This window comes from Streptomyces griseus subsp. griseus, from assembly GCF_000720255.1.
GTDB lineage: Bacteria > Actinomycetota > Actinomycetes > Streptomycetales > Streptomycetaceae > Streptomyces > Streptomyces griseus_I.
On the sequence record NZ_JOJE01000008.1, the window covers coordinates 76,660 to 98,646 of the forward strand.

Below are 21,987 nucleotides of genomic sequence, written 5' to 3' on the forward strand. Positions count from 1 at the left end.
GCCGAACCGACGGCACTTCCCCACCCCTCAGCAGCACCGACGTAACCCTCAGCACCCCTCCCTCAGGGTGCGTACCGCCGGAGGCAACACCGTGACCGTGAACCACATCCTGGACGCGATCCAGTCGCCCGACTCCACGCAGGCCGACTTCGCCGCCCTGCCGCTCCCCGAGTCGTACCGGGCGATCACCGTGCACAAGGACGAGACGGAGATGTTCGCGGGCATGCAGACCCGCGACAAGGACCCGCGCAAGTCGCTGCACCTCGACGAGGTTCCGCTGCCCGAGCTGGGTCCGGGCGAGGCCCTGGTGGCCGTCATGGCCTCCTCGGTCAACTACAACTCGGTGTGGACGTCGATCTTCGAGCCGCTGTCGACCTTCGGCTTCCTGGAGCGCTACGGCCGCACCAACGAGCTGGCCAAGCGCCACGACCTGCCGTACCACATCATCGGCTCCGACCTCGCGGGCGTCGTCCTGCGCACCGGCCCCGGCGTCAACGCCTGGAAGCCGGGCGACGAGGTCGTCGCACACTGCCTCTCCGTCGAGATGGAGTCGTCCGACGGCCACAACGACACGATGCTCGACCCGGAGCAGCGCATCTGGGGCTTCGAGACGAACTTCGGCGGTCTCGCCGAGATCGCGCTCGTCAAGTCCAACCAGCTGATGCCGAAGCCAGACCACCTGAGCTGGGAGGAGGCCGCGGCCCCGGGCCTGGTCAACTCCACCGCGTACCGCCAGCTCGTCTCCCGCAACGGCGCCGGCATGAAGCAGGGCGACAACGTGCTCATCTGGGGCGCGAGCGGCGGCCTCGGCAGTTACGCCACGCAGTTCGCGCTGGCGGGCGGCGCCAACCCGATCTGTGTCGTCTCCAGCGAGCAGAAGGCCGGCATCTGCCGGTCCATGGGCGCGGAGGCGATCATCGACCGCACCGCCGAGGACTACAAGTTCTGGAAGGACGAGACCACCCAGGACCCCAAGGAGTGGAAGCGCTTCGGCAAGCGCATCCGCGAACTCACCGGCGGCGAGGACATCGACATCGTCTTCGAGCACCCCGGCCGCGAGACCTTCGGCGCCTCCGTGTTCGTCACCCGCAAGGGCGGCACCATCACCACCTGCGCCTCGACCTCGGGTTACATGCACGAGTACGACAACCGCTACCTGTGGATGTCCCTGAAGCGGATCATCGGCTCGCACTTCGCCAACTACCGCGAGGCCTGGGAGGCCAACCGGCTCATCGCGAAGGGCAAGATCCACCCGACGCTCTCCAAGGTCTACTCCCTTCAGGACACCGGCCAGGCCGCCCACGACGTGCACCGCAACGTGCACCAGGGCAAGGTCGGCGTGCTCTGCCTCGCCCCCGAGGAGGGCCTGGGCGTGCGCGACCAGGACAAGCGCGCGCGGCACATCGACGCCATCAACCGCTTCCGCAACATCTGAGACACCGGGGGCACAGATGACTGAGCGTCAGAAGGACCGGCCGTGGCTCATGCGCACGTACGCCGGTCACTCCACGGCCGAGGCGTCCAACGAGCTGTACCGGCGCAATCTCGCCAAGGGTCAGACAGGTCTGTCGGTCGCGTTCGACCTGCCGACGCAGACCGGCTACGACTCCGACCACATCCTCGCCCGCGGCGAGGTCGGCCGGGTCGGCGTGCCGATCGCGCACCTCGGTGACATGCGGCGGCTGTTCCAGGACATCCCCCTGGAGCAGATGAACACCTCGATGACCATCAACGCCACCGCCATGTGGCTGCTGGCGCTCTACCAGGTGGTCGCGGAGGAGCAGGGCGCGGACATCACCAAGCTCCAGGGCACCACCCAGAACGACATCGTCAAGGAGTACCTGTCCCGGGGCACGCACGTCTTCCCGCCGGGGCCGAGCCTCCGTCTGACGACGGACATGATCGCGTACACGGTCTCCCACCTCCCTAAGTGGAACCCGATCAACATCTGCAGCTACCACCTGCAGGAGGCGGGCGCCACGCCGGTCCAGGAGATCGCGTACGCGATGTCCACCGCGATCGCCGTCCTCGACGCGGTGCGCGACAGCGGCCAGGTGCCGCAGGAGCGCATGGGCGACGTCGTCGGCCGTATCTCCTTCTTCGTGAACGCGGGCGTCCGCTTCGTCGAGGAGATGTGCAAGATGCGGGCGTTCGGCCGCATCTGGGACAAGGTCACGCGTGAGCGGTACGGCATCCAGGACCCCAAGCACCGCCGCTTCCGCTACGGCGTCCAGGTCAACTCCCTGGGCCTGACGGAGGCGCAGCCGGAGAACAACGTCCAGCGGATCGTCCTTGAGATGCTGGCCGTGACCCTCTCCAAGGACGCCCGCGCGCGTGCCGTGCAGCTGCCGGCCTGGAACGAGGCCCTGGGCCTGCCCCGGCCCTGGGACCAGCAATGGTCGCTGCGCATCCAGCAGGTCCTGGCGTACGAGAGCGACCTGCTGGAGTACGACGACATCTTCGAGGGGTCGAAGGTGATCGAGGCGAAGGTGGACGAGCTGGTCGAGGCGGCGTTCGCCGAGATCGACCACATCCAGGAGATGGGCGGCGCGATGGCCGCCGTCGAGTCCGGCTACCTCAAGTCGCAGCTGGTCGCCTCGCACGCCGAACGCCGGGCCCGTATCGAGTCCGGCCAGGAGAAGATCATCGGCGTCAACGCCTTCGAGGGCACCGAGCCGAACCCGCTGACGGCCGATCTGGACACGGCCATCCAGACCGTCGACCCGGCGGTCGAGGCGCGGGTCATCGCCTCCCTGCAGAACTGGCGCGATTCCCGCTACCAGCCGCCCTTCAACCACCCGCGCCCCTGCAAGGCGCTGGAGAAGCTGAAGGAGGCCGCCAAGGGCACCGGCAACCTGATGGAGGCGACCCTGGAGTGCGCCCGCGCCGGGGCCACGACCGGCGAGTGGGCCGGGGCGCTGCGCGAGGTGTTCGGGGAGTTCCGGGCGCCGACCGGGGTGTCGTCGGCTCCGGTCGCGGTCCCCGCCGCGGAGGGCTCGGCGCTGTCCGAGGTGCGCCGAAAGGTGGATCTGACGGCCAAGGACCTGGGCGTCGGCAAGCTGCGCTTCCTGGTCGGCAAGCCCGGCCTGGACGGGCACTCCAACGGCGCCGAGCAGATCGCCGTGCGCGCCCGGGACGCCGGGTTCGAGGTCGTCTACCAGGGCATCCGGCTCACCCCGGAGCAGATCGTGGACGCGGCCCTGGCCGAGGACGTGCACGCGGTGGGCCTGTCGATCCTGTCCGGATCCCACGCCCAGCTGGTGCCGGACGTGCTGGAGCGGCTGCGTGTGGCCGGTGCCACAGATATACCGGTGATCGCCGGTGGCATCATCCCCAACGGTGACGCCGAACAGCTCAGGGCCGCCGGAGTGGCCGCCGTCTTCACCCCGAAGGACTTCGACATCACCGGCATCATCGGCCGCATCGTCGATGAGATCCGGACAGCGAACAAGCTCGACCCCCTGGAGGTCCCCGCATGACTGTCAACCGTCTCCGCCCGCGGCGCTCCTGCCTGGCTGTACCGGGCTCGAACCCCCGCTTCCTGGAGAAGGCGCAGGGTCTCCCGGCGGACCAGGTCTTCCTCGACCTGGAGGACGCGTGCGCGCCGCTCGCCAAGCCGGAGGCGCGGCACACCATCGTCAAGTTCCTCAACGAGGGCGACTGGACGGGCAAGACACGGGTCGTGCGCGTCAACGACTGGACGACCGAGTGGACGTACCGCGATGTCGTCACCGTGGTCGAGGGTGCCGGCCCGAACCTCGACTGCATCATGCTGCCGAAGGTCCAGGACGCCCAGCAGGTCGTGGCGCTGGACCTGCTGCTGACCCAGATCGAGAAGACGATGGGCTTCGAGGTGGGCCGGATCGGCATCGAGGCGCAGATCGAGAACGCGCGGGGCCTGAACAACGTCAACGAGATCGCGCAGGCCTCCCCCCGCGTCGAGACGATCATCTTCGGCCCGGCCGACTTCATGGCGTCGATCAACATGAAGACGCTGGTCGTGGGCGAGCAGCCGCCCGGCTACCCGGCGGACGCCTACCACTACATCCTGATGAAGATCCTGATGGCCGCGCGCGCCAACAACCTCCAGGCGATCGACGGCCCCTACCTGCAGATCCGCAACGTCGACGGCTACCGCGAGGTCGCACAGCGCGCCGCCGCGCTCGGCTTCGACGGCAAGTGGGTGCTGCACCCGGGCCAGGTCGAGGCGTCCAACGAGATCTTCTCGCCCTCGCAGGAGGACTACGACCACGCCGAGCTGATCCTGGACGCGTACGACTACTACACGTCCGAGGCGGGCGGCAAGAAGGGCTCCGCGATGCTCGGCGACGAGATGATCGACGAGGCCAGCCGCAAGATGGCGCTGGTCGTCTCCGGCAAGGGCCGCGCCGCCGGCATGCGGCGCACGTCCAAGTTCGAGATCCCGGAGGCCTGAGCGCGATGCAGTTCGGACGCACCTACGAGGAGTTCGAGGTCGGGGCGACGTACAAGCACTGGCCGGGCAAGACGGTCACGGAGTACGACGACCACCTGTTCTGTCTCCTCACGATGAACCACCACCCGCTCCACATGGACGCCAACTACGCCGAGAACACGACGGACTTCGGCAAGAACGTGGTGGTCGGGAACTACATCTACTCCCTGCTGCTCGGCATGTCCGTGCCGGACGTCTCCGGCAAGGCGATCGCCAACCTGGAGATCGAGTCGCTCAAGCACGTGGCGCCGACCTTCCACGGCGACACGATCTACGGTGAGACGACCGTGCTCGACAAGTGGCCGTCGAAGTCGAAGAACGACCGCGGGATCGTGCACGTCGAGACCAAGGGCTACAAGCAGGACGGCACGCTCGTCTGCGTGTTCCGCCGCAAGGTGATGGTGCCGACCGAGACGTACATCAAGGAGCGCGGCGGCGAGCAGCCCGGCCGCCCGGAGCTGAACGCCCCTTCGGAAAAGACGGAGAAGTAGCCATGGCCCGTCTCGCCCAGACCGCAGGTCTGACGGACATCCAGCAGGAGATCCTCTCCACCGTCCGTGACTTCGTGGACAAGGAGATCATCCCGGTCGCGACGGAGCTGGAGCACCGCGACGAGTACCCGCAAGCGATCGTCGACGGCCTCAAGGAGCTGGGCCTGTTCGGCCTGATGATCCCCGAGGAGTACGGGGGGCTGGGCGAGTCGCTCCTGACGTACGCCCTGTGCGTGGAGGAGATCGCCCGCGGCTGGATGTCCGTCTCCGGCATCATCAACACGCACTTCATCGTGGCGTACATGCTCAAGCAGCACGGCACGCAGGAGCAGAAGGAGCACTTCCTGCCGAGGATGGCGGCGGGTGACATCCGCGGCGCGTTCTCGATGTCGGAGCCGGCGCTGGGCTCGGACGTGTCGGCCATCTCGTCGAAGGCCGTGAAGGACGGCGACGAGTACGTCCTGAACGGCCAGAAGATGTGGCTGACGAACGGCGGAACGTCGTCGCTCGTGGCCGTTCTGGTCCGAAGTGACGAAGGACACCCCGAGGGCAGCGCACCCCACAAGTCGATGACGACCTTCCTCGTCGAGAAGGAGCCCGGCTTCGGTGAGGTCCGCCCCGGTCTCACCATCCCGGGCAAGATCGACAAGATGGGATACAAGGGTGTCGACACCACCGAGCTGATCATGGACGGCCTGCGGATTCCCGAGAACCGCGTGCTCGGAGGGGTGACCGGCCGCGGTTTTTACCAAATGATGGACGGAGTGGAAGTCGGCCGCGTGAACGTGGCCGCCCGTGGTTGCGGTGTCGCTCAGCGCGCGTTCGAGCTGGGTGTCCAGTACGCCCAGCAGCGTCACACTTTCGGCAAGCCGATCGCCCAGCACCAGGCGATCCAGTTCAAGCTCGCCGAGATGGCTACCAAGGTCGAGGCTGCGCATGCGATGATGGTGAACGCGGCACGCAAAAAGGACTCCGGAGAACGAAACGACCTCGAGGCTGGGATGGCGAAGTACCTCGCCTCCGAGTACTGCAAGGAGGTCGTGGAGGATGCCTTCCGGATCCACGGCGGCTACGGCTTCTCCAAGGAGTACGAGATCGAGCGCCTCTACCGCGAGGCTCCGATGCTGCTGATCGGTGAAGGTACCGCCGAGATCCAGAAAATGATCATCGGACGCAGGCTGCTCGAAGAGTATCGGTTCCAGGGGTAGGTTGTCCGAGTTCGGGGTGTTTTCTTCGAGAAGAAGATCACACCCCGTCAGCGGCGTTCCGCAGCCGACTCGGCTTCCTGACTTACCCAGTTGCGGCCCTGAACCGCTACGATCGCTTAAAGCCGCCGTCCCCCGTCAGAGCGCGGCATCATCCGCTACGAAGGTCATCCATGCCCCACAGCCAAACCTCTGCACACCGCGACCGCCTGGTAGGCGCACGCCTCGCGCGCGGAGCATCGCCGTGGCTTCTGCCGACCGTCGCCACCGCAGCCGTCAGCCTGGTCCGCGCCCGCCGCTCGGGCGTCGCCAAGGCCGTCGCCGTTCCCGCCACCGCTCTGGCGGCGGGCATGCTGTGGTTCTTCCGCGACCCCGAGCGCGAGATCGCGCCGGGCCGGGTCATCTCCCCCGCCGACGGAGTGGTGCAGAGCATCATGCCGTGGAAGGACGGACGCACCCGGGTGGCGATCTTCATGAGCCCGCTCAACGTGCACGTCAACCGCGCCCCGCTGTCCGGCACGGTGACCTCGGTCGAGCACATCCCCGGCGGCTTCGTTCCCGCGTTCAACAAGGAGAGCGAGAACAACGAGCGCGTCGTCTGGCACTTCGACACCGAGCTCGGTGACATCGAGATGATCCAGATCGCCGGTGCCGTGGCCCGCCGCATCGTTCCCTACATCCCGGAGGGCACGAAGGTCGAGCAGGGCGACCGTATCGGACTGATCCGCTTCGGCTCGCGCGTCGACATCTACCTGCCCGAGGGCGTGGAGGTCGCGGTCGAGGTCGGACAGAAGACCGTGGCTGGGGTGACTCGCATTGACCGTGATTGATCCGGACACACAGGCGACGAACTGGGTCGCCGAGGACGGGGACGACGACGCGGAGGAACTGCCGCTGTCCCTCCGGCTGTCGATAGCGGACACGCTCACGCTCGGTAACGCGACGTGCGGCTTCATGGCGGTGTACTTCACCACCACCGGCATCCTGATCCCGCACCTCTCGGGCGGCGACAATTCGGGCATGGCCCGCAACAGCGCGGCCACGGCCGTGATACTCATGCTGTGCGCGGCTGTCTTCGACCTGTTCGACGGCCTCGTAGCCCGCAAGCTGCGGTCGTCGCCGATGGGCGCCGAGCTGGACAATCTCTCCGACCTGATCAGCTTCGGTCTGGCGCCCGCGTACTTCGTGCTCGTGTACGGCATGGTCGCGAGGGACGCGCACGAGCGGGTCGCGGCGGTGGGCGCGATCGTCGTGCTGTTGGCGGTGGTGCTGCGGCTTGCCCGCTTCTCGTGCGTCACCGTGAAGGACGGCACGTTCCAGGGCATGCCCTCGCCGTTCGGTGCACTCACGGTCGTCTCGATCGTCCTGCTCGAGCTGCCGTTCGAGGCGACACTGCTGGCGGTCGTCGGTACCGCGTGGCTGATGGTGAGCCGGGTCGAGTACCCGAAGCCGCGGGGCGTCCTCGCGGTGGCGATGCTCGGCTGGATCGTGTCGGCCATGGGCATGCTGGCGGCATGGGCGTTCGACGCGCCGGGCGGTCAAGTGCTGCTGCAGACGGGTTGCGCGCTGCAGATCGTGATGGGGGCGACGATCCCGCTCTTCGCCACGGCGCGCCGGGTGAACACCTTCCGTGGCAACCGGCGCGAGAGCCGCGAGGCGCGGGCTGCGCAGCTCCCGTAGCCCGGCTCGTTTGCCCGAGGGGCCCGGACCGAATCGCGATTCGGTCCGGGCCCCTCGGGTTTTCCCGCGGCGACGTCCTCGATGCCCTACCGGTCCGTCCGGAGCCGCTCGTACACCGTCACCCGGCGCCCGCGGACCTGCTTGTCCGCCACCACTGTGAAGCACTTCTTCAGGACGGCGATCTTCTCCTTGTCCCTTTCCGCCGACACCGGCCGGGCCACCTCGGGCGCATCGGTGATCAGCATGATCCGCCGCTGCGCCAGCATCGCGCTGCGTACGCGCTCCGGACTCGCCTCCTCACCCTTCAGCGTCCCGGACGCCACAGGACTCTCCACCAGCGCGATGTCCTGCAGACCGGCGAACGCGGCGGGGGAAACCAGCGCGGTGTCGCGGCGGGCCGCCGGAACGAAGACGACCGCGTCGCCCTCCTTCTTGAGCTGTCGCACGTCCGCCGCCACCGCGAGGACATCGTCCACGCGGCTGGCCGGGGACCGTTTGGCCAGCGATTGCGGCCACAGTGCGATCACGGCCACGGCGACCATGGCCGGCACCAGCCATCGTGACACGCGGGGGAACCGCGGCTTGATCATCCGTCCCACCGCACCCAGCGCCGCACCGATCAGCAGGGCCAGGCCCAGCATGCTGAACAGGACGTAACGGTCCAGGAAGAGTGGCTTGGCCAGGGAGAGGCCGATCAGGCCGATCTGCGGCACGGCCAGCAGGGGCAGGGCGACGGCTGCCAGCGACAGCCGGCCCGCCCGTGGCCGGTCCAGCAGCGCCCCGAGAGCGCCGATGGCCAGCACGATCGCCGGGCCGATCAGCATGTGCCAGGTCAGCGGCGGGATCCAGGACACTTGCCGGGACTGGGTCAGGGTGAAAAGGATCATCGGCAGGGCGGCTGCCGTGGCGGCCGTGACGGCCGCCACCCAGCGGATCCATGTCCCGCGCCCGGTTCTCGTCCAGACCAGGGTCGCCGCGTGAGCGGGCAGTATCAGCAACGACAGCCAGTTGAGCAGCGCGCACAGCAGGACCGTGCCGCCGTAAGCCGCCCAGTGCGCGTTCCGAGCGCGTCCTTGCAACGCGGTGACCAGCAGCAGTGTGGAGATGCCGGCTCCTGCCGCGACCAGTGCGTACGGGCGTCCCTCCTGGAGGTAGAACTGCACAGCGGGAAGCAGCCCGAGGACCAGCCCTCCTCCCAGACCCGCCCGGCCACCGGCCAGCCGGTGGCCGATGACCGTCACACACGCCGCCGCCACCGCCGTGGCCAGGACGGAGGGCAGGCGCAGTGTCGTGGTGCTGGGCCCGAAGCATGCGAAGAGCCCGTGCATCAGCAGGTAGTAGAGGCCGTGCACGGCGTCGACCTGCCCCAGCATGTGCCAGATGTCGGCGACGGACCGCCGGGCCACCTGCCAGGTCGCGGCTTCGTCCCGCCACACGCTGTGCTGCCGGGACAGCCCCCACAGGCCCAGGGCGAGGGTCCACAGCAGCGGTATCAACCAGAGGGGCGGGCGGCGGCGCAGGATGGTCATGTGGCAGTTCATGGAGTGGTTCAGGTCCTTGGCATGGCGGAGCCGGCCGAAGTCGGCCCCGGGCGTCCGACGAGACGCCCGAGGCGGGCCGATGGCGGCGTGCGGGAAGAGCGCCCTGGCAGGCGGGTGTGAGGGTCGGCTGGATCACCGACGCCTGCGGGCACTCACGTCGGGAGTGCCTCAGTTGGTGGCACTCCGGGGGTGAAACCGGACATTCAGGCCGAGCTGGACGTGGCGACTAGGCTCGCCAGCCGCGTGCCTGTCGCCCGGCGATCCGAGCAGCCCACAGCCCCATCACGACAGACACGGCGATCACCACGGCGACGGCGGTCGCCATGAGGTCTCCGGGGACGAAATAGGCCATTCCTGGCCGGGCGACCGGTCGTGCGGTCCAGGCGGCGACGACGCACCCCGCCAGTGCGGCGAGCGCGAGCGGCGCGACGATCGCCCAGGCCGCGCTGCTGCGAAAGACGCGGTATCCGCCGGTCAACACGGTCAGCGGCGCCAGTGCCCGGCCTTGGCGCAGGAACTCGGCCTTGCCGCTCAGGCCGATCGCGAGCACGAGGATTCCCACCCCCAGCACACCGAAGAGCCGGATCCACCGGCCCTGGTCCCGGTCCGGAATGCCGTCCGCCAGCCACTCCTCCCCGGGAAAACGGACCTGGGCCCCGCGGGGATAGGCCCGGTAGGAGGCTTCCTTGAGAGCCGCGACGGCAGGGACGCCGCCATCAGCCCTCACCACCGCCAGGGTGTTGGTGCTCGGCACGGATTGCCTGGCCAGCTCGGCGTGGTCGGCTCGGACCACCTTCAGATAGGTGCCGCCCTGCGTGTCCCAGTGCAGCAGCTCCTGCAAGCGCCGATCGAGAGCGACATCGACGCGGGCCGGTGTGGGCGAACACGGCAGCCGAAGGCTCTCCAGAGCGGCACATCCTCCGCTGATCGTGATGGGGCCGTCACCGGCGGTGGGGGGAGGCGCGAGGACGACAGGCACATTGCCCCCGGGGATGTGCTCGAGATAGGCGGCGGCCTCCTTGGTGGAGACCGTTCCCCTGGGGCCGATCTCCGCCACGTTCCGGTCGGCAGTGCTGAGGATCTCCTCAATCTTGGCGTTGTAGGTCCCGAACATCGCCTGCCAGGCGAGGGCCTGCATGAAGACGATCAGCGCGACCGTCACACCGGTGACCAGGCGGGCCGTAACCGTCGGGTAGTGGCTGATGCGCCGGCCGGCGATCAGCGCACCGGCCCACCCCCGCTGTCGCCCGGTCCGCTCCAGAGCTCCCCCGAGCTTGGCCACGACGACTGCCACTCCGGCCGGCAGGGTGAGTACGACGAGGGCGAGGCCGGTCCAGCTGATCCACGTCCGGTACTGCGAACTCTCGCCGGCGAGTTCCGGACCGCGGCTGGCGAGCAGGATCGCCGGCGCGCAGAGAACCGCGAGGTACCGCTGTCGGCGTGCCCTGCTCGCGTTGGCGGGTCGGGTCCCCTTGACCCGGCCGGCCAGCTGATCGCTGATGACGGCAAGGGCCAGTGCCGTCACCAGGGCGGCCACGGGGGCCAGCAGTACCGGCCAGCCATGCTGACGCACATCGGCTGATGACGTCACGTAGCCGACGAACGGGACCCGGACGTCGACGAACGCGGCCGGGGCGAAGAACGGAATCGACGCGAAGGCTCCCCACGTCACCGGTCGCATCGCCTCACCCACGGCGATCAGGGCGCGGTCGCGCCTCAGCCCTCCCAGGGCATCGACCAGGGCGCCTCTGCGGTCACGGCCGTGTGCCCCGGCATGGAGTGCGGTGAACAGGAGCACGAGACTCGGCACGAGCAGCAGGCCGATGACGAGGCCCTGGAACATCCACTCGGGCTTGTCGTTGTCGATCCCCGTTCCGGGCTGCAGGCCTTCAGCCGGCCTGCCTGCCTCGGGCCCGAAACCGACCACGGTCTCGATCGGCGCCTGTGCCTTCATGTCCTTGGCGGGCCGGACGTAGGCGAGCCACTCTCCGGGGTCGTCCAACCCCTCCTGCCCGATCGTGCCCGAGAGCCTTCCGTAACGGCCGGCGATTCCCTCCCCGGCGCCGGCTTTCAGCAGACCGGGAGAGAGAACGGCCTCACCCGGCCCCGGCCACCGATCCACCCCTGGGGGAAGTGGGGCGTTCGACGTGTGCGGCGCGATGAATACGACGCTGAAGATCCGCTGCCCCTTCAGCGCGTCCGAACCGACCAGCCACAAAGTGGCCCCGGTTGCCTGTGATCGCTCTGTCTGCGCAACCGGAGTCCTCGCGTCACGCCGCAGCTCCTTGCCGACATAGGAGGCGTGCACCATCGCCAGCAGGCCCAGGCACAGTGCGACAGCGAAGGCCGAAAGCGCCAGGGCCGCGGCCCTGGTTCCGGCCGCCTCCGAGCGTCGACCCGCGTCGCGTCCTATGCGCAGCAGCCGAAGTGACAAGTTGCCGTGTCCGGCCCCGCTCACGCTTCCACCGCCTCCCGCACCCGGGCAGGAACCAGCGAACCGGCCTCAAGACGCAGCACCCGGTCCGCTCGTGCGGCGACCTCGACATCGTGCGTCACCAGCACCAGCCCGCACCGGCGCCGTCGAGGGAGATCGAAGAGCAGCTCCGCGATGCGAGCGGTGGCGTCGGGGTCGAGGGAGCCAGTGGGCTCATCGGCCAGAATCAGCTCGGGCGAGTTGATCAGCGCACGAGCCACAGCTGTGCGCTGGTGCTCGCCCCCGGAGAGTTCCTCCGTGGTCTCAGCCCGCGGTACGCGTAGTTCGTCCAGCAGTTCCTGTGCCTGGCGGTACCCGCCGGCGCGGTCGGACCGCGACAACAGCGCGGCCAGCGCCACGTTGTCCAGCGGGCTGAGTTCGGGCAGCAGCTCCCCGAACTGGAAGACGGTGCCGATTGTTTCGCTGCGCAGCTTGGCGATTTGCTTACCCCGCAGTTTCGTTACGTCCGCGCCGGTCACCCTGATGCTTCCGCCATGCGGCTTGACCAGACCGAGGATCGACGAGAGCAGCGTGCTCTTGCCCGAGCCGCTCGGACCCGTGATCGCCACTGACTCGCCGGCACCGACACTCAGCTGCAGGCCCTTGAACAGGGTCCGGTCCCGGACCGAGTAGTCCAGATCCTGAATGTGGAGTACGTGGTCGGGCGCGGGCCCGGTGTCGGAGTTGCTCACGTGATGTGCCCTCGGGTAGCTGTTGCCGCGTCACCGTGCGACGTCGCGGTGGCGCCGCAGGGCAGAGGCGACCCCCCTGTCCCGCGGATGGCGGGCTCTTCCGGCGAGCATGAAACAGCGCCCCCGTGAATAGTCCCCCGTTGCGCGAGAGAGGTCAGCCCCTCGCGATCGGTGCCGATATTAGGCCAAGGCGATCACCAGGCAAAAGAAAGAGCCCAACATGCCCTTGGCGCGTTCACGTTGCGTCACAAAGACAAATCGGCCCTAACGATCTCGATGGGGTTCCTATGGCCCTGGCAACACGAATCAGAGTTGAGCCGATCGGAACAGTGCGTACATGGACCCTCGCGCTTGTGAGCTGCGACACGTCGATACGCGGGACGTCGCATATACCACAACGCAATTGAGAGAGCGCAGGGATTGCCCCCGCCGGAATCGTGCTTGCCTGCGTCTGGTTTTGGCCTATGATCTTGCACCGGTCGCGAGGAAGGCCTTCTTCTCGCTTCCATGGGGGGCTCTGCAACGCAAGCCGCCAGGCGTGACCTGCCTGGCGTTTCCCTTCCCATGGGTGCGTCATATCCGAGGGTCTTCGTCGTGATGACCGCCAATCGCAGCCGTTGAGTCGCTGCGTCAAAGGGGAGAACCATGCAGATATCGAAGAGCGCCAAGAAGGCCGCGATGGCCGTTGTCATGCTCGGCGCCATTGCGGGGGCATCGCCGGCCTACGCCGACGCCGGCGAAGACGTCACGTCCCAGCTGAACCACCACACGAACCCGAACATCCACATCGCTTACGCGTACAGCCTGCAGTCGAACGGCAACAAGAACGTCGCCGTCAAGGACCAGCAGGAGGACGGCAACGGGGTCTACTCCGAGTTCGACCGCAAGAACACCAAGGGCCTCCGCCTCCTGAACAACCAGGGCGTGGGGAAGACCACGTACAGCGACAACTCCACCAGCAACTACGTCGTGAAGGTCACCGCCTGCGTGCACTTCGACGGAAGCCCGGACAAGTGCGGTCCGGACGACCGGCCCGGCGACGGACGCTGACCCCATGCCCTGTGCGGCAGATGCCGCGTCTGCCGCACAGGGCGTCCGCACGAAACACACCGTGCGGCGGCAGCCTCCGCGGCCGTGCCCCCGCCGACGGTCAGGTCAGGAAGTCCCGCGCGATCGACTCCGCCACGCGTTCCAGGAGAGGACCCGCCTGGGCCATGGACTTCGCCGGGTCCGGTTCGAGCGCCGACAAGGCGTACGCGCGGCGGATGCCCGCGGAAACCAGGGCCTCTTCGGGGAGGGCCAGGCGTCCGCACACGGCGACGACCTCCTTGCCGGCCGCCCGCGCCGCCGCGGCGACCCCGACGGGGGCCTTGCCGTGCAGCGTCTGCTCGTCCAGTGAACCCTCGCCGGTGATCACCAGACCGGCCCGCTCCAGGGCAGGGGCGAAACCGAGTACGTCGAGCATGACCTCGATGCCCGCGCGGAAACGGGCGCCCAGCAGCAGGGCGCCGTACCCGATGCCGCCCGCGGCCCCCGCGCCCGGGGCGGCCGCGTACTCCGCCGCCCGCGGGCCGATGGCGGCCTCCAGGACCTCCGCGTAGTGCGCGAGTGCCGCGTCCAGCGCCTCCACGTCGTCCGGGAAGGCGCCCTTCTGCGGCCCGTACACCGCGGGCGCGCCCTTCGGGCCGGTCAGTGGGTTGTCGACGTCGCTCGCGAGGATCAGTTCCACGGCGGACAGCCGTGGGTCGAGTCCGGACAGGTCGGCCCGTGCCAGCTCCGCGAGGCCCCCGCCGCCCGGCGCCACCGGCTCCCCGTCCGCGTCCAGGAAGCGCGCCCCCAGCGCGGACAGCATGCCCGCGCCGCCGTCCGTGGTGGCGCTGCCGCCGACCCCGAACACGATCGTCCGCGCCCCGGCGTCCAGCGCGGCTCGCAGCAGCTCGCCCGAGCCGTACGTCGACGCCGTCAGCGGTGCGAAGACGCCCGCGGGCAGCCGCTGCAGCCCGCTCGCCTCCGCCATCTCGACGACGGCCGTGTCGCCGCGCAGCGCGTAGGCCGCCGTGACCTCGTGTCCGAGGGGGCCGGCGACCCGTATCACCCGCCGTTCGAACCCGGCCGCGACCGCCGCGGCCACGGTGCCGTCGCCGCCGTCCGCGACGGGCAGCGCCTCGACCTCGACGTCCGGCACGACCCGGCGCAGCCCCGCCGTCACCCGCTCGGCGACCTGTACGGCCGTCAGCGACCCCTTGAACTTGTCCGCGGCAACGAGCACCCTCCGGGTGCCGTGCACTGCTGCGTCCATCACGTTCCATCCCCTTGCTCTCCGGGCCCGTCGCACGTCAGGGCCAGTCGCGCCGCTGCGACCTTAACCGGCGGACGCCCCCGCCGTCATGCCGTGCCCGCACTGTGGAAAGCCCGCCCGCCGCACCCGCGCGGCCGCCCCGGAATCGGGTACACCTCACCTATGACCCCTGTGGAGACTGAGCCCGAACTCGCCGACCGCATCCTCGGGGGCTGGCTGGGCCGGATCGCGGGCAACATGCTCGGCAAACCGGTCGAGCAGGGCGACCTGTGGACGCGGGACCTCATCGACCGCTATCTGCGGCAGGCCGCCGCCCTGCCCCTCAACGACTACCTGCCGGAGCCGATCGGCGAGGACGACGGCTTCGAGCTGCGGCCCGAGTGGCGCCAGTGCGTGCGCGGCCGCATCCACGGCAGCTGCCGCGACGACGACATCGACTACGCAATCCTCGGCCTGGACCTGCTGGAGACGCACGGCTTCGGCTTCAGCACCGAGCAGGTCGGCGACCTGTGGCTGTTGCGGCTGCCGTACCTCCAGACGTTCACCGCGGAGCGGGCCACGTACCGCAACCTCGCCAACGGGCTGAAGCCGCCGCTGACGGCGACGTACGACAACCCGTACCAGGAGTGGATCGGTGCCCTGATCCGCGCCGACATCTTCGGCTGGACCTCCCCCGGCGTGCCGCGTCGTGCCGCCTCGCTCGCCCGCCGGGACGCGGTGCTGTCCCACACCGGCAACGGCGTGTACGGCGCGATGTGGGCGGCGGCGCTGGTCGCTGCGGCGTTCACGGCGTCCTCGGTCCGGCAGGCGGTGGACGAGGCGCTGACGGTGATCCCGGCGAGCAGCCGACTCGCCCGGACCGTGCGCCGGGTCGCCTCCCTCCACGACGCCCGGGTGACCTGGGAGGAGACCCTCACCACGGTCGCCGAGGAGACCGCGGGGCTCGGCTGGATCCACACCGTCCCCAACGCCGCCGTCCTCACCGCGGGGCTCCTCTACGGCGACGGCGACTTCACGCGGACGCTCGCGCTCACCGTCCGCGGCGGACTGGACACCGACTCCAACGGCGCGACGGCCGGTTCCGTCGCCGGCGTACTGACCGGCGCGGACGCCATCCCGGCCCAGTGGAAGGACCCCCTGGAGGACACCGTGCGCAGCGCGGTCTTCGGCTTCGACGGCGTACACATCACCGAACTGGCGGCACGGACGCTGCGGCTGGCGCTGACGGAGAGCTGAGGCGGCGACGCGGCGCGGCTGCCCTACAAAATCGAACACTGTTGTCGGCGCGGCCGGCGAGGTCACGGCGTGCCCGTTCGCCTGGTTACCCTGCCTGAATGACCACTCCTGACTTCGCCACGTACATCGCCTCCCTCCCCCGTGTGCTCGCCGGGGCCGCCGCGCTCTTCCGTGACGCGGAGGGGCGGGTGCTGCTCGTCGAGCCCAACTACCGGGAGGGGTGGGCGCTGCCGGGCGGAACGGTCGAGTCCGACGACGGGGAGACCCCGCGGCAGGGGGCGCGCCGGGAGACCGAGGAGGAGATCGGCCTCGACCGGGAGCTCGGCCGGCTCCTCGCGGTCGACTGGGTGCACGGCACGGGCCGACCGCCCTTGGTCGCGTACCTGTACGACGGTGGAGTCCTCGGCGAGGACGACTTCAAGTCGATCCGCCTCCAGGAGGAGGAGCTGCTCTCCTGGCGCCTGGTCCCGCGCGAGGACCTCGCCGGCTTCCTCCCGGGCGCGACGGGCCGCCGCGTACTGACCGCGCTCGAGGTGCTCGCGGACGGCTCGGGAACAGCGGAGCTGGAGAACGGCCACCGGGTGGGCTGACGCGGCTCACGCTGTCCGTCACCGCCCTCGCCCCGCACGTCGTCGGCCGCGCTACCCGTCCTCGCGGGGCTTGATGTCCACCTCGCGCAACGCCTCGTCCCGCGTGGCGGCGCGCGCCTCCGTGCGGTGCCCCCGCTCGATGTAGTCACGCACGACGAGCTCGACGGCGTCCTGCGGGTTGCCCACCCCCGACAACACCATGACTTCCACGACGAGCTGGGCATCGAGGGAGACGGTCACCTTGGCCATGGCCGGGAGGCTAGCACCGAGCCGCCGACGCGGATGTCCGTTCGGGCGAGGTGAAATCGCAAGTGACATGTGCGGAGGCGATTGGCCGCGCTCATTGCCGGGTCGATCGTGGCGACACTCCTGAGAGTTGGTCGCCCTCCCGAACGGATTGTGCCTCGCCAAAGGGTGCATGAATTCAATTCACCGGCCGATGAGTGGGTATGCAGGTGCGCGATACCTGGTATTTCACGAAATCATCAGGACCCGCTTCGCCGCCGCTCTCGGCTACCTGCGACGCCCCGATATCCGTTCGCCCCGAGCAGCCGGGCGTCCTACCCTCGGCCCCATGAACAGGCCACTCGTAGCCATCCTCAGTGGGGCCGGTATCTCCACCGACTCCGGCATCCCCGACTACCGCGGGCCCAACGGGCTGTGGCGGCGGGACCCGGAGGCCGAGAAACTGGTGACGTACGAGTACTACATGGGGGACCCGGAGATCCGGCGCCGTTCCTGGCAGATGCGGCGCAAGAACCGCACGCTGAAGGCGGAGCCGAACGCCGCGCACCGGGCCGTGGCGGAGCTGGAGCGGTCCGGGGTGCCGGTGCGGGTGATCACGCAGAACGTGGACGGGCTGCATCAGCTCGCCGGGATGCCCGCCCGCAAGGTGCTGGAACTCCACGGCACCGCGCGGGAGGTCGTGTGCACGGCGTGCCATGCGCGCGGCCCCATGGAGGAGGCGCTGGCGCGGGTCGAGGCCGGTGAGGAGGATCCGCCGTGCCGGGAGTGCGGAGGCATCCTCAAGTCGGCCACCGTCATGTTCGGCGAACGCCTCGACCCACAGGTCCTCGCCGAGGCCGTCGCCATCACCAAGGCCTGCCGGCTCTTCTTCGCCGTCGGCACCACCCTCCAGGTCCAGCCCGCCGCCGGCCTGGCCGGCATCGCCGCCGACCACGGCGCACGCCTGACCATCATCAACGCCGAGCCGACACCGTACGACGAGATCGCCGACGAGGTCGTCCGCGAACCGATCGGCACAGCACTCCCCCGGTTGCTGCGAGAGCTGAGCCTCAGCCCCGAGTGAAGCCGGACGACCAGTCGGGGCGATGCGCGCGGTACGTCGGGTGCCTCTCCCGGATCGGTGAGCGGACAGCGACCTCACCGTCCGCACCGTCCGCCTCACTCCCCTCCCGTGAAGATCCGGTCGACGTGATGGCGCAGGAGCGCCGCGGCGGACCTCGTGTCGCGCTGGCCGACCAGGACGCCGGTGCCCAGGCCCGCTGACATGGCGAGCAGACTGATCGCTTCCACGCGTGGCTCCAGGTCGGCCTGGGTGAGGCCGGCTTCGCGTGCCTGGCGGAGGAGTTCCGTCAGGGTGTCCTCGGCGGCGTCGGGGTTGCGGATGAAGGGCTGAGCGGCCAGGGCGGGGTCGGTCACGGCCAGTACGGCGTACGAGGTGTAGACGAGGTGGAAGGTGCGGCTCTCCTCGTCGCTGGGCAGTGACGCCATCAGAAGTGCCTCGATCACCGCGCGGGGGCCGGGGGCGTCCCCGGCGGCGCGGACCCGGGCGGCGACCCGCTCGCCGAACCTCTCGGCCAGGTGCTCGAGGCCGTGAAGCAGCAGCTTCTCCTTGGTCTCGAAGTAGTACTGCACGAGGCGCAGCGACACACCCGCCTCGGCGGCCACGTCCCGCATCCCCACGGCATGCAGTCCGCGTCGTCCCGCGACCCTGAGGAGTGCCTCGGCGATCTCGGTACGCCGTTCCCCGTGGTCCACACGCTTCGGCATGGGTCCCGCCTCCCGTTCCTGGTTCCGCCCGGCTGCCCGCACCGGGCGGCAGCGCCGTTATGGTACAGCGGTATCAACTTGATGGTACGGTCGTATCACAAAGAGTCGATCACCTCCGGAGGTGGCCACCCGTGCCCGAGACCACGACCCGCGATCACGCCCGTCCGGACGTCGGGCGCTATGTGAACGACACCCTGCGCGAGCGCTATTTCGCCGCGTGCGACGCCGTCCACGCCCTGGGAGCGCAGGCTGTCGCGGAGGCGGAGGTGGAGAGCCGCTTCGGCACGACGCACGTCTACCGGTACGGCCCCGACGACCCGGCCGGCGAGTCCCGCACCCCGGTCGTGCTGGTGCACGGCGCCGGCAGCTGCTCGGCGATGTGGTACCCCAACACCCCCGCGCTCAGCGCCGACCGCCCGGTCTACGCGATCGACACGCCGGGCGATCCCGGGCGCAGCGTGCAGCGCGAGCCACTGCACGACCCCGAGCACGCCGCACAGTGGCTGGACGAGACGCTCGCCGGTCTCGGGCTCGACCGGTTCCACCTGGTCGGCACCTCCTACGGGGGATGGCTCGCCCTGAATCAGGCGCACCGCAGGCCGGACCGGCTCGCCTCGGTCACCCTGCTCGACCCCGGCGGACTGGAGAAGGTGGGTCTGCGCTTCTTCGTGTGGATCTTCGCCAGCCTCTTCGCGTCCTTCGCCCCCAAGGCGCTGCGCCCACGACTGGCGGCCTGGCTGGAGCAGCCGGTTCTCGTCGTGCCGCAGTTGCGCACGATGATCCATCGGGCCAGGCGCGCTTATCGCATACGCCGCCCGGCGCCGCTCCCCCTGTCCGAGGCCGACCTGGCCACCGTCCACACCCCGCTCTACCTGGTACTCGGCGAGCGAAGCCTCCTCGTGCACCCGCGCCGACAGCTGGAGCGGGTTCCGCGCCTGGTACCGGGCGCCCGGGCCGAGATCGTCATGAGCACCGGCCACGGCCCCCAGATCGACCACGCGGACGAGATCAACCGCCGGATGCTGGGCTTCATGGCCTCCGTGGACTGACCGCCACCGTCCAACCGAGTCCCTTACCTGTCACGTCATCGACTCCGCCGCACCGCCCTGCCAGGATCAACAGCGTTCGGAGCCCGGCCCTAGACCGCCCGGAAGGACGCCATGACCGCCTACGCCATCGCGCACCTGCAGGACGCCACTCCCCACCCGGAGATCGCCGAGTACATCGAACGCATCACCGCCACGTTCGAGCCGTACGGCGGCCGCTTCCTCGTGCACGGCGCCCGGCACGAGGTGAAGGAGGGCGACTGGCCCGGTGCGGTGGTCCTGATCGGCTTCCCCGGCATCGTCGAGGCGCGGGCCTGGTGGGATTCGCCCGCCTACCAGTAGATCGCCCCACTGCGCTCACGTCACATCAAGGGCGACATCATCCTGGTCGACGGTGTCCCCGCGGACTACGACCCGACCACCACCGCACGAGCCGTTCGGGAAGCCCTGCCCGCCGAGTAGGCCCGGGGCCTGCTCGGCGGGCAGGGTGCGTGCTGTGCCCGACCGCTACGGCGTCACCGGACTGCCCCCGAAGGACACCACCAGGCGGCCGTCGGAAGCGAAGGACCAGGTCATGGCGCCGGAGTACGAGGAGCAGCGGGAGCCGTTCGTGCCGGTCCAGAACTGGTTGGTGCTGTCGGCGTCACCCACGGTCTTGTCATTGGAGCCGCTGACGGCGAACCGGCAGGAGGTGTTGCCGCGGAACACCGAAGTCCCCGCGTCCCAGGAGTAGTTGCGCTGAGCGTTGTCGACGCTCACATTGGACGCCACGGCCATCTTGCCGGGGTTGCTGTTGTAGGTGAACCCGTGCTTGCCGTTGCGGTAGGCGATGCTGTGCTGGACGACGTGGTTGACCGCGATGTCGTCGCCGCCGAGCTTGTAGCCGTTGCGGTCGCCGTTGGAGTTCACGGTGCCGTCGGAGAGGGTGCCGTTGTTGTAGGAGAGCGAGTACTCGATGGTCACCGGGCCGATGGCACCGGTGTCGGTCTTGGTGTACAAGTCCCAGCCGTCGTCGATGTTGTTGTGGGAGACGGCGTAGCGGAACACGTTCCCGGTGCCGGTGGTGAGTTTCGCGGCGAAGCCGTCGGCGTCCTCACCGTCGGAGTCGGCGTTGTCGTGCGACTCCGCACTCAGGATCAGGTTGTTGGACGGCCACTGGCTGCTCGGGGTGCTGGAGGCGATGCGGCCGAGCTGAAGGCCGGTGTCGCGGTTGAAGCGGGTCACCGTACGCTCGATGACGTTGTTGCTGCCGCCTACGTAGATCCCGTTGTCCCCGGCGCGTTCGACGACCAGGCCCTTGACGTGCCAGTACGAGGCGTTGAGCTGGAGGCCACGGTTGGCGGGACTCTCGCTCTGCGCCGAGAAGTTCAGCACCGGCGTCTCACCCGGGTAGGCGGCCAGCGTGGTGCGGGCGGCGGACGTGCCGTCGTTGCCCTGCGGGATGGTGACGGTCGATGAGTAGGCGTACCTCCCGCCGCGCAGGTAGATCGTGCCGCCGGGGGTGATGCGGCTGATCGCCGAGGTCAGCGTGGTGGGCGCCGACTGGGTGCCGGCCGCGCCGTCCGTGCCGCCCGGTGCGACGTACAGCGCGGAGCTCGACGGCGGCGGTGTGGTGGTGCCGCTCACCTCGACGTCCAGATGGTCGACGTTGGGCAGACCGGCGGAGGTCGTGGGGGTGAGCCGGATGGTGTTGCTGCCCGAATTCACCGGCACCGTCAGCGTCTTGGTCGTCCAGGTGCCCCACGCTCCGGTGCCGTCGAACGACGCCGTCGTGACGGTGGAGCCGTTGACGACGATGTTGGCGGGCCGGGCGGTGGTGGTGCCGTTGGCGAAGCGGACCTGCACGGTCGCGGTGCCCGCGGCGGAGGCGTTCACGGTGAACTGCGCATAGCCGCTGACCGCGTTGTCGCCGTTGCAGAATCCGCTGCCCGAGTAGCCGGACCAGTCGGAGTCGATGGTGCCGGTGCAGACCGCCGGGGAGCTCTCGGCCTCGTAGCGGGTGGGCGCGGCCTGCGCGGTGGTGCCGGACAGCGCGACGAGTGTGCCGGCGAGCAGGCTGACACAGGCGACGACGGATCTCCGTTGCATCGTTTCTCCAGTGGGTGACTCGTCTGACCAGGATTCGGTGCTGGGCCCTTCACTGCGACGGCTCCGGGTGCGACGATCGGCTGGTTCGACAGTGTGAACGGAGCCGGCGAGCAGACCCCGCAACCGGAGGGGGAAAGCGCTTTCTCGGACCGTAGATGC

General features: G+C 69.4%; 19 protein-coding genes and 1 pseudogene. 13 read left to right on the forward strand and 7 right to left on the reverse strand.

What is annotated here, in order from left to right:
• Window positions 1-91: 91 nt before the first annotated feature.
• From ccrA to pssA, 7 genes are all read left to right on the forward strand, one after another.
• Complete coding sequence (gene ccrA / locus IG99_RS14300) at window positions 92-1,435, forward strand: crotonyl-CoA carboxylase/reductase (RefSeq protein WP_037673905.1); 1,344 nt, start codon at window positions 92-94, stop codon at window positions 1,433-1,435.
• A 16-nt stretch (window positions 1,436-1,451) separates the two neighbouring features.
• Window positions 1,452-3,479 (forward strand): protein meaA, encoded by a 2,028-nt coding sequence (locus IG99_RS14305; protein WP_037673752.1) that lies wholly within the window; start codon window positions 1,452-1,454, stop codon window positions 3,477-3,479.
• A complete protein-coding gene (locus tag IG99_RS14310) occupies window positions 3,476-4,435 on the forward strand; it encodes an HpcH/HpaI aldolase/citrate lyase family protein (RefSeq protein ID WP_037673755.1) in 960 nt (319 codons plus the stop codon). The genes IG99_RS14305 and IG99_RS14310 overlap by 4 nt, the downstream gene beginning before the upstream one ends.
• A 5-nt stretch (window positions 4,436-4,440) precedes the next feature.
• Window positions 4,441-4,965, forward strand: coding sequence for a MaoC family dehydratase (locus tag IG99_RS14315; RefSeq protein WP_037673757.1), 525 nt, complete (start codon window positions 4,441-4,443; stop codon window positions 4,963-4,965).
• Window positions 4,966-4,967: 2 nt separating this feature from the next.
• Window positions 4,968-6,173, forward strand: a complete 1,206-nt coding sequence (locus IG99_RS14320) for an acyl-CoA dehydrogenase family protein (protein WP_037673759.1) — start codon at window positions 4,968-4,970, stop codon at window positions 6,171-6,173.
• A 170-nt stretch (window positions 6,174-6,343) separates the two neighbouring features.
• Complete coding sequence (locus IG99_RS14325) at window positions 6,344-7,000, forward strand: phosphatidylserine decarboxylase (protein ID WP_037673760.1); 657 nt, start codon at window positions 6,344-6,346, stop codon at window positions 6,998-7,000.
• Window positions 6,987-7,850 (forward strand): CDP-diacylglycerol--serine O-phosphatidyltransferase, encoded by an 864-nt coding sequence (pssA, locus tag IG99_RS14330; RefSeq protein ID WP_078947700.1) that lies wholly within the window; start codon window positions 6,987-6,989, stop codon window positions 7,848-7,850. The genes IG99_RS14325 and pssA overlap by 14 nt, the downstream gene beginning before the upstream one ends.
• A gap of 86 nt (window positions 7,851-7,936) precedes the next feature.
• Here the strand turns inward: pssA and IG99_RS14335 are convergent, their stop codons facing one another.
• The 3 genes from IG99_RS14335 to IG99_RS14345 form a co-directional block, all read right to left on the reverse strand.
• Window positions 7,937-9,379 carry a glycosyltransferase family 39 protein gene (locus tag IG99_RS14335; protein WP_234311847.1) on the reverse strand — a complete coding sequence of 481 codons (1,443 nt, stop codon included), beginning with the start codon at window positions 9,377-9,379 and terminating at the stop codon, window positions 7,937-7,939.
• 238 nt (window positions 9,380-9,617) lie between these two features.
• Window positions 9,618-11,393 carry a hypothetical protein gene (locus tag IG99_RS14340; protein ID WP_158973181.1) on the reverse strand — a complete coding sequence of 592 codons (1,776 nt, stop codon included), beginning with the start codon at window positions 11,391-11,393 and terminating at the stop codon, window positions 9,618-9,620.
• Between the two features lie 452 nt (window positions 11,394-11,845).
• Complete coding sequence (locus tag IG99_RS14345; RefSeq protein ID WP_051865380.1) at window positions 11,846-12,556, reverse strand: ABC transporter ATP-binding protein; 711 nt, start codon at window positions 12,554-12,556, stop codon at window positions 11,846-11,848.
• Between the two features lie 645 nt (window positions 12,557-13,201).
• Here IG99_RS14345 and IG99_RS44175 point away from each other — a divergent pair.
• Entirely contained in the window at window positions 13,202-13,606 is a 405-nt protein-coding gene (locus tag IG99_RS44175; protein ID WP_051865383.1) for a hypothetical protein, read from the forward strand.
• 100 nt (window positions 13,607-13,706) lie between these two features.
• Here IG99_RS44175 and IG99_RS14355 read toward each other — a convergent pair whose 3' ends face one another.
• The gene (locus IG99_RS14355; protein ID WP_199815518.1) at window positions 13,707-14,855 is read right to left on the reverse strand and encodes a glycerate kinase; all 1,149 of its coding nucleotides are present in this window, start codon (window positions 14,853-14,855) and stop codon (window positions 13,707-13,709) included.
• A gap of 162 nt (window positions 14,856-15,017) precedes the next feature.
• Here IG99_RS14355 and IG99_RS14360 point away from each other — a divergent pair, with 162 nt between their 5' ends.
• Window positions 15,018-16,091: an ADP-ribosylglycohydrolase family protein gene (locus tag IG99_RS14360; RefSeq protein WP_037673765.1), complete on the forward strand. Its 1,074-nt coding sequence runs from the start codon at window positions 15,018-15,020 to the stop codon at window positions 16,089-16,091.
• 98 nt (window positions 16,092-16,189) lie between these two features.
• The gene (locus IG99_RS14365) at window positions 16,190-16,681 is read left to right on the forward strand and encodes an NUDIX domain-containing protein (protein WP_037673767.1); all 492 of its coding nucleotides are present in this window, start codon (window positions 16,190-16,192) and stop codon (window positions 16,679-16,681) included.
• Window positions 16,682-16,732: 51 nt separating this feature from the next.
• Here the strand turns inward: IG99_RS14365 and IG99_RS14370 are convergent, their stop codons facing one another.
• A complete protein-coding gene (locus tag IG99_RS14370) occupies window positions 16,733-16,930 on the reverse strand; it encodes a type II toxin-antitoxin system VapB family antitoxin (protein WP_037673768.1) in 198 nt (65 codons plus the stop codon).
• Window positions 16,931-17,255: 325 nt separating this feature from the next.
• Between IG99_RS14370 and IG99_RS14375 the strand changes: the two genes are divergently transcribed.
• On the forward strand, window positions 17,256-17,990 hold the full coding sequence (locus tag IG99_RS14375) for an SIR2 family NAD-dependent protein deacylase (protein WP_037673770.1): 735 nt from the start codon (window positions 17,256-17,258) through the stop codon (window positions 17,988-17,990).
• A 95-nt stretch (window positions 17,991-18,085) separates the two neighbouring features.
• On the opposite strand, the gene IG99_RS14380 is transcribed toward IG99_RS14375, so the two are convergent.
• A complete protein-coding gene (locus IG99_RS14380) occupies window positions 18,086-18,694 on the reverse strand; it encodes a TetR/AcrR family transcriptional regulator (RefSeq protein WP_037673771.1) in 609 nt (202 codons plus the stop codon).
• Window positions 18,695-18,825: 131 nt separating this feature from the next.
• Here IG99_RS14380 and IG99_RS14385 point away from each other — a divergent pair, with 131 nt between their 5' ends.
• Both IG99_RS14385 and IG99_RS14390 read left to right on the forward strand, forming a co-directional pair.
• Window positions 18,826-19,743, forward strand: coding sequence for an alpha/beta fold hydrolase (locus IG99_RS14385; RefSeq protein WP_037673774.1), 918 nt, complete (start codon window positions 18,826-18,828; stop codon window positions 19,741-19,743).
• Between the two features lie 111 nt (window positions 19,744-19,854).
• Window positions 19,855-20,202 (forward strand): annotated as a pseudogene (locus IG99_RS14390) (DUF1330 domain-containing protein).
• Between the two features lie 45 nt (window positions 20,203-20,247).
• Here IG99_RS14390 and IG99_RS14395 read toward each other — a convergent pair.
• Window positions 20,248-21,828: a carbohydrate-binding protein gene (locus IG99_RS14395; RefSeq protein ID WP_037673777.1), complete on the reverse strand. Its 1,581-nt coding sequence runs from the start codon at window positions 21,826-21,828 to the stop codon at window positions 20,248-20,250.
• Window positions 21,829-21,987: the final 159 nt, after the last annotated feature.